The sequence below is a fragment of the Prochlorococcus marinus XMU1404 genome, assembly GCF_017696175.1.
GTDB lineage: Bacteria > Cyanobacteriota > Cyanobacteriia > PCC-6307 > Cyanobiaceae > Prochlorococcus_A > Prochlorococcus_A marinus_X.
In genome coordinates, this window is sequence record NZ_JAAORE010000003.1 from 554,431 (window position 1) to 570,314 (window position 15,884).

The 15,884-nt window shown below is 31.0% G+C and carries 13 protein-coding genes; 10 read left to right on the top strand and 3 right to left on the bottom strand.

Translation table 11 applies throughout. From position 1 onward, the window contains the following. Positions 1 to 19: 19 nt before the first annotated feature. Genes HA144_RS09345 through HA144_RS09360 form a run of 4 tightly spaced genes read left to right on the top strand, consistent with a single transcriptional unit; the run spans position 20 to position 3,506 of the window. On the top strand, positions 20 to 691 hold the full coding sequence (locus HA144_RS09345) for a 7-carboxy-7-deazaguanine synthase QueE (protein ID WP_209043763.1): 672 nt from the start codon (positions 20 to 22) through the stop codon (positions 689 to 691). Positions 692 to 697: 6 nt separating this feature from the next. Further along, positions 698 to 1,372, top strand: coding sequence for a 7-cyano-7-deazaguanine synthase QueC (gene queC, locus HA144_RS09350; RefSeq protein ID WP_209043764.1), 675 nt, complete (start codon positions 698 to 700; stop codon positions 1,370 to 1,372). Then, the gene (locus HA144_RS09355) at positions 1,369 to 2,682 is read left to right on the top strand and encodes an anthranilate synthase component I family protein (protein WP_209043765.1); all 1,314 of its coding nucleotides are present in this window, start codon (positions 1,369 to 1,371) and stop codon (positions 2,680 to 2,682) included. The genes queC and HA144_RS09355 overlap by 4 nt, the downstream gene beginning before the upstream one ends. Beyond that, positions 2,679 to 3,506, top strand: a complete 828-nt coding sequence (locus HA144_RS09360) for an aminotransferase class IV (protein ID WP_209043766.1) — start codon at positions 2,679 to 2,681, stop codon at positions 3,504 to 3,506. The genes HA144_RS09355 and HA144_RS09360 overlap by 4 nt, the downstream gene beginning before the upstream one ends. On the opposite strand, the gene cobA is transcribed toward HA144_RS09360, so the two are convergent. Further along, positions 3,479 to 4,282: a uroporphyrinogen-III C-methyltransferase gene (gene cobA, locus HA144_RS09365; RefSeq protein ID WP_209043806.1), complete on the bottom strand. Its 804-nt coding sequence runs from the start codon at positions 4,280 to 4,282 to the stop codon at positions 3,479 to 3,481. The two genes, HA144_RS09360 and cobA, sit on opposite strands and share 28 nt — an antisense overlap. A 57-nt stretch (positions 4,283 to 4,339) precedes the next feature. On the opposite strand from cobA, the gene HA144_RS09370 reads away from it, so the two are divergent. The 4 genes from HA144_RS09370 to HA144_RS09390 all read left to right on the top strand — a co-directional run bounded on the left by HA144_RS09370 (position 4,340) and on the right by HA144_RS09390 (position 9,873). Then, positions 4,340 to 5,608, top strand: a complete 1,269-nt coding sequence (locus tag HA144_RS09370; RefSeq protein ID WP_209043767.1) for an MFS transporter — start codon at positions 4,340 to 4,342, stop codon at positions 5,606 to 5,608. Further along, positions 5,608 to 7,686: a polyphosphate kinase 1 gene (gene ppk1, locus HA144_RS09375; protein WP_209043768.1), complete on the top strand. Its 2,079-nt coding sequence runs from the start codon at positions 5,608 to 5,610 to the stop codon at positions 7,684 to 7,686. The genes HA144_RS09370 and ppk1 overlap by 1 nt, the downstream gene beginning before the upstream one ends. A gap of 451 nt (positions 7,687 to 8,137) precedes the next feature. Next, positions 8,138 to 9,226 (top strand): sigma-70 family RNA polymerase sigma factor, encoded by a 1,089-nt coding sequence (locus HA144_RS09535; protein ID WP_432421765.1) that lies wholly within the window; start codon positions 8,138 to 8,140, stop codon positions 9,224 to 9,226. A gap of 5 nt (positions 9,227 to 9,231) precedes the next feature. Beyond that, the gene (locus tag HA144_RS09390) at positions 9,232 to 9,873 is read left to right on the top strand and encodes a diacylglycerol/polyprenol kinase family protein (RefSeq protein WP_209043769.1); all 642 of its coding nucleotides are present in this window, start codon (positions 9,232 to 9,234) and stop codon (positions 9,871 to 9,873) included. On the opposite strand, the gene HA144_RS09395 is transcribed toward HA144_RS09390, so the two are convergent. Further along, positions 9,866 to 10,933 (bottom strand): 3-deoxy-7-phosphoheptulonate synthase, encoded by a 1,068-nt coding sequence (locus tag HA144_RS09395; RefSeq protein ID WP_209043770.1) that lies wholly within the window; start codon positions 10,931 to 10,933, stop codon positions 9,866 to 9,868. The genes HA144_RS09390 and HA144_RS09395 overlap by 8 nt on opposite strands. A 97-nt stretch (positions 10,934 to 11,030) precedes the next feature. On the opposite strand from HA144_RS09395, the gene acnB reads away from it, so the two are divergent. Next, on the top strand, positions 11,031 to 13,604 hold the full coding sequence (acnB, locus tag HA144_RS09400; RefSeq protein WP_209043771.1) for a bifunctional aconitate hydratase 2/2-methylisocitrate dehydratase: 2,574 nt from the start codon (positions 11,031 to 11,033) through the stop codon (positions 13,602 to 13,604). Positions 13,605 to 13,617: 13 nt separating this feature from the next. Next, the gene (locus tag HA144_RS09405; protein WP_209043772.1) at positions 13,618 to 14,976 is read left to right on the top strand and encodes a ClC family H(+)/Cl(-) exchange transporter; all 1,359 of its coding nucleotides are present in this window, start codon (positions 13,618 to 13,620) and stop codon (positions 14,974 to 14,976) included. A 10-nt stretch (positions 14,977 to 14,986) separates the two neighbouring features. Here HA144_RS09405 and purU read toward each other — a convergent pair whose 3' ends face one another. Then, on the bottom strand, positions 14,987 to 15,841 hold the full coding sequence (gene purU, locus HA144_RS09410; protein ID WP_209043773.1) for a formyltetrahydrofolate deformylase: 855 nt from the start codon (positions 15,839 to 15,841) through the stop codon (positions 14,987 to 14,989). Positions 15,842 to 15,884 lie beyond the last annotated feature (43 nt).

A 15,884-nucleotide genomic window follows, 5' to 3' on the forward strand; every position in this document is an offset into this window, starting at 1 on the left:
TTTATTTTTTTGAATGAAAATGACAAATTTTTTACCCATAGTCGAACAATTTCATTCATTACAAGGTGAAGGTTATCACGCTGGGAAAAGTGCTTTTTTTGTAAGATTAGCCGGATGTAAAGTTGGATGTTCGTGGTGCGATACCAAGAATTCATGGGACGAGAAAAAACACCCTTCTATATCAATTGAAAAAATAATAGATCGCATAAAAATTGCCAGAGAAAAAGGAGCATCTTTTTGCGTTATTACAGGTGGAGAACCTTTACAACATAACTTGGATAATTTTTGCAATGCCATAAAAAAAATGACGATGGGAGAAGCACAAAAGCCAATGAAGATTCATATTGAGACAAGTGGAGTTAATTTGATATCAGGAAGCTATGATTGGATTACTTTATCTCCTAAAAGACACTCACCTCCAAAAAATTATTTTTTGAAAAACTGTAATGAAATCAAAATAATCATAAATGAAATAAAAGATATTGAATTTGCTATTCAAATAAAAAAAGAAACTTTAAAACAAAGTCAACTCTCTAAAAGCAAAGATAACTTAAAAAAAGAAGATAAAATTTTTTATTTACAGCCAGCATGGAACAATACGAATGGTTTTTCTCTTGCTATTGATTTCGTAAAAAATAACCCAGATTGGAAATTGAGCCTTCAAACTCACAAATACTTAAAAATTAATTGAAATCATATGACTCTTAAGAATAAATCGATAGTAGTTTTATTATCTGGAGGTTTAGATTCTTCTACAGTTACTGGTATCGCAAAAAAATCCGAAGCTAAAATTTTTGGCCTTTCATTTGATTACGGTCAACGTCATAAAAAAGAATTAAATTCTGCATCAATAATTGCAAAACACTTTGATATCGAAGAATTTAAAATCATTAAGCTTGACTTATCTTTATGGGGAGGCTCGTCATTAACTGATACTCAAAAAAATATTCCGATAAAAGGAGTACAAACTAATAAAATTCCTAATACTTATGTTCCTGGGAGAAATACTATATTTATTTCCGTTGCACTAAGTTATGCCGAAGCAATAGATGCTGATTTTATAGGATTAGGAGTTAATGCACTAGATTATTCTGGTTATCCAGATTGCAGACCGGACTACATTAAAAAATTTCAAGAATTAGCAGATTTAGCCAATAAAAGAGGAAGAGAAAATAATCCAATAAAACTTTGGACACCACTATTAGATTTAAATAAAGAGGAAATTATTAAATTAGCTTTTAATAATCATGTCCCTTTAGATAAAACGTGGAGTTGTTATTCCGGTAATTCAAAACCATGCGGTAAGTGTGATAGCTGCAGAATTAGAAATGCCGCTTATGAAAAATGGCTTAATAACAATAATAAAAAATGAAAATAAAAAAAATAATTCTAGAAAAATGGATGGATCCAGCACAGATTACGCATCATTTAACAAAAAAATTCGGAGATAAAGGATTAGCTTGGCTGGACAGTGATGGCAAAGAAAATGGGGAATGGTCAATAATAGGAATTAAACCTAAAAAAATAATCCAATCAAGAGATATCAATAACTTAGACAAAACTAATAATCCATTTAACAATTTAAAAAATATTGAAAAAGGATTTTGGATCGGATGGTTAAGTTATGAAGCTGGAGTTTACATAGAACCCAAAAACCCATGGCGAAAATCTAATATGGCAACTTTATGGATTGCATCATATGATCCAATCATTAAGTGTAATCTAATAAAAAAAGAAATAATTATCGAAGGCACAAACTCATCTGAACTGATGAATTATAAAAACATAATCAACAATATAAAAAATATTGAAGAAGAAAATATTATTAAAACAAATTTGAATTTTGATTTTTCAAAAATAAATTTGGACGAAATGGCTGAAAAATTTCAGAAAAATATTCTGAAATTGAAAAAATTAATTTCCCTAGGGGATATATTTCAAGCCAACCTAACAACTAAATGCGAAATTGAATCTTCCAAAAACTATGATCCTCTAGATATTTATTTGAAAATAAGAAGGAAATTAAGAGCTCCCTTTGGAGGAATAATAATAAATAATAATTATAAAGAGGCTGTATTATCTACCTCGCCAGAAAGATTTATAAAAATAGATAATAAAAATTCTGTAGAATCAAGACCTATCAAAGGAACTAGATCCAGAGATAAGGATTTAAATCAAGACGCACTTAATGCTATTGATTTAATAACTAACGAAAAAGATAGAGCCGAAAATATTATGATTGTTGACCTAATAAGAAATGATTTAAGTAAAGTTTGCGAGACAGGAAGTATTATGGTGCCAGAAATATTAAAACTTGAAAGTTTCTTAAAAGTTCATCATCTAACTTCAGTAATCAGAGGCAAATTAAAAAAAGACAAGAACTGGATTGATTTACTAAAAGCTTGTTGGCCTGGGGGCTCGATAACTGGAGCACCTAAATTAAGATCATGCCAGAGACTTTTTGAATTAGAAGAATGTGAACGAGGACCATACTGTGGCTCATTTTTGAAGCTTGACTGGAATGGAGAGTTTGACAGCAATATACTAATAAGATCATTTTTAATTAAAGACAAAAAAATCAATATATATGCTGGTTGCGGAATAGTTATTGACTCAAACCCTGAAGAGGAAACTAATGAACTAAAGTGGAAACTTTTACCGTTAATTGATTCACTAAAATGATTGAAACATTAGGCTGGCACAAGGATCAATGGTTGGATATTGATAGAATATTTATTACTGCTAATAATAGAGGATTAAAATTTGCTGATGGTATATTTGAAACCATTTTGATAAAAGAAAACAAACCTATTCTTTTTGATGAACATCTGAAAAGGTTAGAAAAAAGTAGCAAGATTTTAAATATTAATCTCAAAATAAATAAATTAACTTTGAGACAACTTATTCACGATGGAATTAGAAAATTATCGCTTAAAAATGATCAATTTGCTTCAGTAAGAATAAACTATAGTCGAGGAACTAATAAAGGTAGAACACTAACAATTGATAGCACTTCAGAAACAAAAGATTTGAATAATTTATGGCTTGAGTTCTACAGAATCAAACCAAATTTTAATCCGATAAGCGTTTGCATTAGTCAAACGGAAAAAATAAATGAATTCAGTCTTATCAGTAAATGCAAAACATTTTCATATAATCAGGCAATACAAGTTTTGACAGAAGCTAATGAAAAATCATTTGATGATTCTATCCTTTTGAATACGTCAGGTGAACTTTGTTGTGGAAGTACATTTAATCTTCTTATTAAAAGAAATAATCAATGGATAACTCCTAGAAAAGAGAGCGGCTGTTTAGAGGGGATTATGGTTTCTAAAGCTTTAAAATTGAAAATTGTAAAAGAAGAATTAATACCTCCAGAATTTCAAAATGATGACATAATAGTTGCAATTAATAGCTTATCTTGCAGACAAATTAATAAAGTTAATGATTTAAAGTTAAAACCTAAATTCGATCCAATTTACTTTTGGGATTTATTATATAGTTGAACTTTATTAATATCTGGTAAATAGACATCAGATACTTTAGTTATATTATTATTAACCTTAAATTCAACAATTTTTCCAATAATGATAATTGATGGAGCTAAAAATTCTTTATCTTTGATTTTATCTGGAAGATTATCTAATTTCTCTATCAAACATTTTTGATTTTTTAAAGTAGCTTCTTGAATAACAGCGCATTTAGTATTCTTATCTAAACCACCTAGAATTAATTCTTCCACAATAAATTCAATATTTTTTATACCCATAAAAATCACTAAGCTATCTGATGATTTAGCTAAATCTCTCCAATTCACTGTCTTTTTTTCCTTATCTATACGCTCATGTCCAGTGACGAAAGTTACAGAACTCGCAGCATCTCTATGGGTTAGTGGAATACCAAAATATGTGGGTGCAGCTATCCCAGAAGTAATACCAGGAACGATTTCAACTGAAATTCCATTTTTTTCTAAAATCGATACTTCTTCACCACCTCTAGAAAAAACGAATGGATCTCCCCCTTTAAGCCTTACAACATTTTTGCCTTCTTTTGCTAATTTCAAAATAAGAGCATTAGTTTCAGCCTGAGGAACAGAACACTTTCCAGCTCTTTTGCCTACATGATAAATTTCTGTATTTTTTCCTGCCTCTTTTGTTATTTCATCTGGAATTAAAGCATCATGAACTAATACATCACAATTTTTTATTAAACGTAAAGCTTTAAGAGTTAAAAGCTCAGGATCACCAGGCCCTGCCCCAACTAAATAAACAATACCAGGCACGTAAATCTCCATTAACAAGTATGGTAGTAAAAGTTAATCGCAATGAAGGTAAATATTGTGAAAGAAAGTTTATTGAAACCAAACAAAAAATTTACTCTCCTGAGTGCTTTTGTCACTCTTCTAAATGATCGATTAAGTGAAAGTATACTTTTACCCATCTTACCCTCTTTTGTTTTACTTTTTGACTCTAAAGCTAGTACATATGGCTTATTATCTTGTACTTACCAATTAGCTCAATTTGCAGCTTCTCCTGTTATTGGACTTATGAGTGATAGATACGGAAGAAGACCTGTCACTCTTTTTTGTATTACTGGCTCAGTAATAGGAATATCAATATTATCGTTTACAGTTCTTTTTAATTGGTCAAATTCAATAGCCGCTATCCCTTTATTTTTATTATTCTTGGCGAGACTAATTGACGGCTTAAGTGGGGGAACTGCAGCTACAGCAACAACTATTCTGGCAGACATTTCAAGCCCTGAAAAAAGAGCAAAAACGTTTGGACTTATTGGTGTGGCTTTTGGATTAAGTTTTTTCTTAGGAAATATTTTCGTTGTAATTTTTGCAAAAAATACAGGTAATAATTTTATTATTCCAGTTTTAATAGCTTCAATTATTCCAATAATAAATTTTTTATTAGTATTCTTTTACCTACCAGAAACAAAACCTAATGGTGCATCAAATAAATTAAAGACTATTCTTAAAAATCCCTTAAAGCAATTATTTAAAGTATTTAAAGAAGAAAGGATTCGAAAATTATCGTTAGCATTTTTTATTTATTTTATTGCTTTTACTGGATTAACAAATATTCTAATATTTTTCCTTCAAGAATCTTTAGGCTGGACAACCAAAGCATCAAGTGGAACTCTTGTGGTAGTCGGAATCATTGCAATTATTGTTCAAGGAGGACTAATTGGCCCTCTCGTAAAGAAATTTGGTGAAATGAGATTAACACTTATTGGATCAGGCTTCATTCTTGTAGCATGCTCACTTTTAATTACTACTCCAAAAGAAAATGCAACAATAAATATTTATTCAGCTGTATCTTTTTTAGCCGTAGGTGCTGGTTTAATCACCCCTACATTAAGAGCATTAATTTCAAAGAAGCTAGAAGTTGACAAACAAGGATCGATTCTAAGTAACCTTCAAGGCCTTCAAAGTCTTGGGGGGGTTCTAGGAATAGCGATGGCTGGAAGAGTTTATGATAGCTTTGGTCCTAAATCTCCCTTTATTGCTGGTTCCATTATCTTAATTTTCATGATATACCTTATTGCAGAGGGTAAAAATAATGATTCTATTTATGATCATAAACCAAATGCTTTTTAATGGAAAAACAGGGTGATATTTTTATTAATAGAGAATTAAGTTGGATTGAATTCAATAAAAGAGTTCTGCTAACTGGGATGGAAAAAAAGTACAAAATTCTAGATAAAGTAAAATTTTGCTCAATTTTTAGCAATAATCTTGATGAATTTTTTATGGTAAGAGTAGCTTCTCTAAAGGCCCAAGTTGAAGCAGGAATTACTAAAAAAAGTATTGATGGACTTATCCCTAAAGAGCAATTAACAAGAATAAACAAAGAAGTAAAAAATTTAACTAAACTTCAAGAAAACTATGTAAATAATGAATTAAATAATGAACTAAAAAAGGAAAGAATATTTATAAAAAAATATAAGGAACTTAGTGAAAACCAAAAAAATTGGTCTAACAACTATTTTTCTTCATCAATATTTCCTTTATTGACTCCATTGGTTATTGATCCTGCACATCCATTTCCTTTTATAAGTAATTTGAGTCTTAACTTAGCAGCTATAATTAAAAATAGTGAAGATTCCAAACAACAGTTTGTCCGAATAAAAATACCGACAAAAAATATAAATCGGTTTATACGAATTCCTAATGAAATAATAGAAATTGATGATAAAAATACTCACTTTTTTATAAGTGTTGAAGATTTGATTGGGAATAATATAAATTCTTTATTTAACGGAATGGAATGTATAAATTACTCTTTTTTTAGAGTTACAAGAGATGCAGATCTAGAGTTAAAAGAACTTGAAGCTGATGATCTTCTTCTGGCAGTTGAACAAAGTTTGCAAAAAAGAAGATTAGGTGGTGACGTGGTTAGATTGGAAGTTGAATCAGATATACCAAAAAATATATTAAGATTGCTCATTAAGAGTATCTCCATACAAGAGGAATATATATATTTTTGCAAAAGTTTATTAGGTCTTGACGATTTAAATCAACTTACAAAAATTCATAGAGATGATTTAAAAGAAAATCTGCTGGTGGGGAAAACTCATCATTTATTGAAAGATTTAAATTCGCCTTCAAACAAAAACTTTAATTCTATTTTCAAGATACTGAGGAAAAAAGATGTTCTACTTCATCATCCCTATGACTTATTTAAAACGTCAGTAGAAGAATTTATAAATAGAGCTGCTGATGATCCACTTGTAATGGCTATAAAAATAACTTTATATAGAGTGTCAAAGGATTCGCCTATTATCGCTGCTCTAATGAGAGCTGCAGAAAATGGGAAAGAAGTAATGACTCTTGTTGAACTCAAAGCAAGATTTGATGAAGATAATAATATTCAATGGGCAAAACAACTTGAACAAGCTGGAGTTCATGTTGTATACGGAATTATAGGATTTAAAACACATACAAAAATAGCTTTAATCGTTCGAAAAGAGAAAGGGAGCTTAAGAAATTATTTTCATATTGGAACGGGTAACTATAATTCTAATACTTCAATGTTTTATACAGATTTAGGATTACTTTCAACAGATCCAGAAATTGCATCAGATTTACTTGAGTTATTTAATTACTTATCAGGTTTTTCTAAACAAAAATCTTTTAAAAAATTATTAGTATCTCCATCTTCCTTAAGAGAAAAATTTATATTTCTCATTAAGAGAGAAATTAAACATGCTAAGCAAGGTAAAAAAGCTGAGATTATTGCAAAAATGAATTCTTTAGTAGATACAGAAATAATTGAGCTTCTTTATTTAGCTTCTCAATCGGGAGTGAAAATTAGTCTCATCATAAGAGGTATTTGTTGTTTATATCCACAAAGAAAAAATTTAAGTGAAAATATAAAAGTCATAAGTATTATTGGGCATTTTCTTGAACATTCCAGAATTTTCTGGTTTTGTAATGATGATAATGTTGAGGTCTTTATTGGGAGTGCAGATTGGATGAAAAGAAACCTCGATAGAAGGATTGAGGCTATTACTCCAATAGAAGACTTACAATTAAAGTCACATATATACTCACTTCTACAAACATATATCAAAGATAATTACTTTTCATGGAGTATGAAAGAAGATGGATCTTACGAAAAAAATATATTACACTCGGATATTTATCGTTCACAAATTGATCTTATAAATAAATGAAACAAATATTGATTTTTATAACATTTACAAAAAATACTTAATATTTTCAAAATTTTTATATTTTTCAAAACCCTATCATATCAATTGATTTAAGGAAATTTTTAAAAAAAAAGATTTTTTTGTCTTTAAAGTTTCAACGTAAAAGTAGTTTTTATTTCAATTTCAGTGCTAGTTTTTTAAAAAATCCATTATTTAGGAGGCCAGGGTGATGGGGATCCCTCTGGAATCTGGAAAGAGCTCTTCAACTAATATTGATGAGCCTAGATTACCAAACACAGCGGGAAATTCTCGCGAAAAAAAATCAGATTTAACAAAATCTTTAAATAGTAGTTCAAACCCTAAATTAGAGGAACCTAAGTTGCCTAATACTGGGAAAGAATCTAAGGGAAAAAAATCTCGAGCAACTTCAAAGCTAAGTCAAAAAAGATCGGCAAGGTTTGTAACCGATTCGATTGGTTATTACTTATCTAGTATCGGTAGAGTTCCATTATTATCTGGAGAAGATGAAATTGATTTAGCAAAAAAAGTTCAAACCTTAAAAACACTGATTCAATCAGTAACAGAAAACAACGAATTTTCTGAGGTATTAGCTCTTAAAAGTGATTTTAATTTAAAAGAAACTATTAACGATAAAGATCTTAGAGAAAGAATTAATGTAGAAGAAACCTTTAAAAATGATTTAAAAGAAAGTATTTATGGAGGTAAAGAGAACTTTAGTAAAATAGAAAGTCAATCAAAAAATAGTTTTGCAAAATTAATTTGTAATCTTGAAAGATATTTCAAAGCTTATGGAAAACATGATGAATGGAAACAGTTGAAAAGAGGTTTAAGAGCTAGAGATAAAATGATGGAAGCTAATCTAAGACTAGTTGTATCCGTAGCAAAAAAATACCAAAATCAAGGCTTAGAGTTACTAGATTTAATACAAGAAGGGACAATTGGCCTTGAAAGAGCTGTAGACAAGTTTGACCCAAAAATGGGATATAAATTTTCTACTTACGCTTATTGGTGGATTAGACAAGGAATGACAAGAGCTATAGACAATAGTGCTAGAACTATAAGATTGCCTATTCACATTAGTGAAAAACTTTCAAAGATGAGGAGAGTTTCTAGAGACTTATCTCATAAACTAGGCAGGCAACCAAGCAGGCTAGAAATGGCATCAGCAATGGGAATTGAGCAAAAAGATTTAGAGGACCTAATTTCTCAAAGTGCTCCCTGCGCGTCCCTTGATGCTCATGCAAGGGGAGAAGAAGATAGAAGCACCCTTGGAGAACTAATTCCTGACCCCAATAGCGAAGATCCTATGGAGGGTATGGATCGATCTATACTTACAGAACATTTGAGCAGTTGGCTAGCCCAACTAAATGAAAGGGAGCAAGAAATTATGAAAAAAAGATTTGGCTTAGATGGAACGGAAGAGTCAACACTTGCATCAATAGGAAAAGATATTGGTGTGTCCAGAGAAAGAGTGAGGCAATTAGAAGCTAAAGCCTTGAAAAGGCTTAGGATGATGTCAAATTATGATAAAGCAGCTTAAATAAATTGTTCAAAGTTATCGTAATTTGTGTTTATATATTTTCAATATTTTTCTTATCGTCAATCTTCCAAAAAAATGAATCTAATGATAATGAAATCAAAAGAAAAATAATACATATTGGGATAGGTCCTTTAATACCAATTGCACAATTTTTAGAAATTGATCAAAATTCAGCTCTTATTTTCACAGGAATCATTTCACTAATGGTTCTCATCAATTATACCTATAAATTATTTCCAACAATTGAAGATGTAGAGAGAAAAAGTTATGGAACATTATTTTATTGTCTAAGTTTACTTATTTTAATTTTTATTTTCTGGAATAAAGATCCATATGCATTAATTGCAGGATTTTTTATAATGACTTTTGGTGATGGATTAGCTGGTTTAATAGGCAAAAGCTTTAACTCAAAAAGTTGGTTTTTTTTTAAACAAAAAAAGTCTTTATTTGGAACTATAACAATGCTTTTAACGAGCTTTATAGTAGTTTCATCACTAGGCTATGCCGAACAAAATAGTTTTAATCTTAATTATTTTACAATTGCTTTTTTGGCGACTATTCTTGAACAATTTAGTGTTTTAGGAATCGATAATTTCATTGTTCCAATCACAGCAGCATTATTTTTTAATTTTTTAATAACTAACTAACTGAACTGTAAAGAATAGCAAGTAATTCTTGAGTTGTTTCTATATCAATGCATGCGTCAGTGATGCTTCTACCAAACTCAAGATCCTCTTTTTTTAAAAGTTTCTGATTTCCTTCCTTTAAATGACTTTCAAGCATAACCCCTAATATATTTTTTTCTCCATTACTAATTTGAGAAGCTATGTTTTTAAGCACTTCAGACTGTTTTCGGAAGTCTTTGTTGGAATTTCCATGACTACAATCAATCATAACTTTATAAGGGAGATTACATTGCTTTAATTGAGCTGATATTCTTTGAACATGTTGACTTTCAAAATTTGTTCCTTTTGAGCCTCCTCTTAAAACTATATGACCATCTGGATTTCCTGTGGTATTAACAATAGAAGCCATTCCATTGTCATTGACACCTAAAAAATGATGCGATTTTGAAGCTGACTGCATTGCATTTATTGCAGTATTGAAAGAACCATCAGTTCCATTTTTAAAGCCAATAGGCATTGATAATCCTGATGCCATTTCCCTATGAGTTTGACTTTCAGTAGTCCTTGCACCTATGGCTGTCCAACTTATCAAATCTGCAATATATTGAGGAACAATTGGATCTAGTAATTCTGTAGCAGAAGGTATTCCACGAGTGGCTAAATATGAAAGTAAACTTCTTGCTCTTCTTAAACCAGTATTAATATCGTAAGAATTATCTAGATGAGGATCATTTATAAGCCCCTTCCAACCAATAGTTGTTCTTGGTTTCTCAAAATATACTCTCATGACTATTTCTAATTTATTTTTGTAAATTTCTCGAAAATCTTGAATATATTTTGAATATTCCTTTGCAGCCTGTAGATCATGAATTGAACATGGACCAACAATTACTAAAAGCTTCTTATCATTATGATGCAAAATATTTTGTATCGATCTTCTTGTATTAGATACTGTATTAGCAGAGTTGCGATCTAGAGGTATATCATTGTGTAATCTGCTTGGAGGTATTAATGGACGTGTTTCAACAATATGTAAATCAGATGTCTTTTCTAAAGCCGAATTATTTGATGATGTTGTCATTGATTAATTAAGAAATTTGAATATTTAAAAAAGCATTTATGAATACTCTCCTTTTCAATATTAAAAATAACAATAGATTAAGCATTAAACCTTACTAATGAAGAATTTGGAAACATTGCTAAAAGATTATGCAGATCACTTAGGTGAAAGAACTGCCAAAGGAATACCTCCTTTACCTTTAAATGCGAAACAAACAAATTGTGTCACAAGATTATTGGAACAAGATAGTAATTACGATGCATCCTATTTACTTGATTTACTTTTAAATAGAGTACCACCAGGTGTTGATGAGGCTGCTTATGTAAAAGCAAGCTGGCTTACAGCGATTGTTAATTCTGAAAAATATTGCAAATTAATAAATCCTGAAAAAGCAATTGAAATACTTGGGACGATGATAGGCGGATATAATGTAAACTCCCTTGTTGAAATACTTAAAGGAAACAATAGTTTACTAGCTAAAAAAGCAGCAGAAGTGTTAAAAAATATTATTCTTGTTTACGACTCAGCAAATGAAATTTATGAATTATCTCAAGACAATATTTATGCGAAAGAGGTGATTGATAGTTGGGCAAATGCAGAATGGTTCAAAACTAAAAAAGTTTTAGAGAAAGAAATTACTTGTTTAGTGTTTAAAGTGGATGGGGAGACAAACACAGATGACTTATCTCCTGCTGTACATGCGACAACACGCCCCGATATTCCAATGCATGCATTGGCTATGTTGGAATTTAAAAAACCAGATGGATTAAAGATTCTTGAAAATTTAAAAAAACAAAACTTACCCATAGCTTATGTTGGAGATGTTGTTGGAACAGGTAGTTCTAGAAAATCTGCTATTAATTCACTCATTTGGCATATAGGCGAAGATATTCCTTATGTTCCAAACAAAAGAACAGGTGGAATAATAATTGGTAGCAAAATAGCTCCTATTTTCTTTAATACTGCCCAAGATTCAGGTGCTTTACCTATAGAAGCTGACGTATCTCATATGAAAACGGGAGATGTTATTAAAATATTTCCTTATGAAGGCATTATTAACAAAATTGAAAAAGATTCGAATACTGAAGAATTAATAAGCAAATTCGACTTATATCCATCAACAATTACCGATGAAATTCAAGCTGGAGGAAGAATAAATCTTATGATTGGAAGATCTCTTACGGACAAAATTAGAAACAAATTAGATTATGAACCTAGTGAAATATTTATCCGACCACAAAATCCAATAGAGAGTAATTATGGCTTTACTCAAGCTCAAAAAATAGTAGGAAAAGCATGCGGTTTAAATGGAGTGAGGCCAGGAACGACATGTGAACCAATTATGACTACGGTTGGTAGTCAAGATACCACTGGGCCAATGACTAGAGATGAACTAAAAGAACTAGCTTGTTTAGGATTCACTGCAGATTTAGTGATGCAAAGTTTTTGTCATACAGCTGCATATCCTAAACCAGTAGATCTAGTTACCCATAAAGAATTACCTGATTTTATATCTCAACGTGGTGGAATAGCTCTTAAACCTGGGGATGGAATAATTCATAGCTGGCTTAATAGAATGCTTATCCCTGATTCTGTTGGCACTGGTGGAGATAGTCATACAAGATTCCCTCTTGGTATTTCATTTCCTGGGGGTTCAGGAATTGTTGCCTTTGCCGCCGCAATAGGATCAATGCCATTGAATATGCCGGAATCTGTACTTGTTAAATTCAAAGGAGAATTATTACCAGGAATTACTTTAAGAGATTTAGTAAATGCAATTCCTCTCTTCGCAATTAGACAAGGACTTTTAACTGTTGAGAAAACAAATAAGAAAAATATATTTAACGGGAAAATTATGGAAATTGAGGGATTACCTAACCTAAAACTTGAACAAGCTTTTGAACTTACTGATGCTACTGCAGAACGCTCATGCGCTGGTAGCACCATACTTTTATCGCAAGAAACTGTTCAAGAATACTTAAGAAGCAATGTTTGCCTGCTAGAAAAAATGATTGAAAGCAATTATGAAGACTCAAAATCAATTTCAAGGAGAATAAATGATATGAAAAATTGGTTAAAAAAACCCACATTAATTCAGCCAGATCCTGACGCTCAGTATGAAGAAATCGTTGAAATTGATTTAGCCAAAGTAACACAACCTATAGTTGCTTGTCCTAACGATCCAGATAACGTAAAAGAGATCAAAGATGTTGCAAATACAAACATTGACGAGGTTTTTATAGGTTCATGCATGACAAATATTGGTCATTACAGAGCAGCTGCAAAAGTTCTTGAAGGTGTAAAAATTTTAAAAGCTAAATTATGGATTTGTCCACCTACAAAAATGGATGAAGAAACTTTAAAAGCTGAGGGTTATTATAAAATTTTTGAAAATTGTGGTGCAAGATTAGAATTACCTGGCTGTTCTTTATGTATGGGGAATCAAGCCAGAGTAGATGAAGGATCTGTAGTATTTTCTACTAGTACAAGAAATTTTGACAATAGACTTGGAAAAAATGCGCAAGTATTTTTAGGGAGCGCTGAATTAGCAGCAGTTTGCGCACTTTTGGGAAAAATCCCTGAAGTAGAAGAATATCAGGATATTACTAAAAATAAAATTAATCCATATTCAGATGAACTTTATCGTTATCTTCAATTTGATGAAATACACAATTTCAGCTTGTCAAAGTGATTGATCATGGACTATGCCAAATTTAATAAGAGAAAATATAGAAAAAACAAGTAAAAATTCTTCTCGAAGCATTAAAAAATTATTAAAACAAAGATCTCTTGTAGTTGCATTGTCACTTTTATTGACAGGTTTAGGAGCTTCAATCACAAGCATATTTTTTAAAACTGGAATTTACTTTATTAATAATTGGAGATTAGAACTATTAAACCAATTCCCATCTATTACGGTATTACCAATTTTTGGAGCTGTAGGTGGAGCAATTGCAGGATTTTTGATCAAAAATATTGCACCTGCTGCAAAAGGTTCAGGTGTGAGTCAAATCATGGGTTTCTTAAGGCATAAAAAAGTGCCAATGAACATAAAAGTAGGATTAGTAAAGCTCATATCAGGAATTATCGCTATTGGTAGCGGATTCCCTTTAGGACCAGAAGGACCGTCGGTTCAAATGGGAGGGTCAGTTGCTTGGCAAATGGCTAAATGGCTCAAAGCTCCTACAGCCTTTAGAAGGGTAATAGTAGCAGCAGGTGGTGGTGCTGGAATAGCTGCAGTTTTTAGCGCTCCATTAGGAGGATTTGTTTATGCAGTAGAAGAGCTATTAAATTCTGCTAGGCCAGTAATTTTGCTACTAGTAGTAATTACAACTTTCATTGCAGATTCATCTGCTGATATTATTCAAGCTTTAGGTTTAGATCCCAAGGCAGGAGGATTTGATTTTAACCTTGGATTTTTGATTCAAAAAGAATATGACCCATCAGTTTTTTTCTTACCTATAGATTTTATTTATCTAGTTTTATTAGGAATAATTATTGGGATCTTTGCAGAAGTGTATAGTAGATATGTTTTGTTAATGCAAAATCTTGGGAAAAAGTGGTATAAAAACAAATTTGTTTTAAAAATGAGTATTTGTGGACTAATTTTAGGTAGTATCTATTCTTTTTTGCCTAGTACATTTCATAATTTAGATGAATTACAGAAAATAATAGCTGAACAAAATACAAGTATTGGAATTGCTTTGTTAGCAGTTTTAGTACTATTTATAACGACAGGTTTAGCTGCAGCATCTGGGGCTCCTGGAGGATTGTTCTATCCAATGCTTACTTTAGGAGGATCAATAGGACTAATCATGGGGAGTTGGGTAGAAATTGCAACAGGACATGCACCTAGTACATACATTTTTGCTGGAATGGGAGCTTTCGTAGCAGGATGTTCGAGAACACCAATAACAGCAATGTTTTTAGCTTTTGCCTTAACAAAAAATTTATTAATAATGAAACCTGTCTTAATAAGCTGCATCGCCAGTTTCTTGATAGCAAGAGCTTTTAATGAAGAATCAATTTATGAAAGACAAATACAAATAGAATTAGAAGACTAAGCAATTATTTTTAATCAAAAACAGCAGTTTTGCTGTTATAAACAAATACCTGGTGATTTAGATGTAACCTAACCGCTCTTGCTAAAGCTATTCTTTCGATATCTCTTCCTTTTCTTATCAGATCATCAACTTCATCTCTATGACTTACATTAACTGTGCATTGCTCTATTATCGGTCCTTCATCAAGATCTTCGGTAACGTAGTGGGCTGTGGCCCCGATTAGTTTAACTCCTCTCTTCCATGCTCGATGATATGGTTGCGCGCCCTTAAATGCAGGTAAAAAAGAATGATGAATATTTATTATTGAAGAAAACTTTTCTAAAAAAGAGTCACTCAAAATTTGCATATATTTAGCTAGTACAACAAGATCAATTTCATATTCTTTTAGTAAATTTAAAAATTGATCTTCAACATTTGATCTATCAATATTAAAAGTATCAATATGGACAAATTTTGCATTAAAGTCATTTGCAATATTTTCAAGATCAAAATGATTTGAGATTATTAACGGCACTTTCATTTTGAGTTCACCATTTCTTACTCGCCAAAGCAAATCAATAAGACAATGATTTTGTTTACTAACGAAAATAGCAACATTTGGAATTTCATCAGAATAATTTACGTAAAATTTTCCATTTACTTCTAATGCAATTTTTTCAAATTCTTTGTAAATTTCATCTCTATTTAAAGATGAATTTTTACTAGTCCATTCAATTCGACTAAGAAACAAACCTGCATCTTGATCTGTATGATGATCAGAATGTTTTATGTTTCCACCGTAATTTGAAATCCAACTTGTAAGTAAACTTACAAGGCCGGGACGATCGGGACAAACAATTTTGAATATAATTGAAGGATGTTCCAAAAAATCTTTGACTATTAAGTCAAATCAGAAAGTATATCTAATA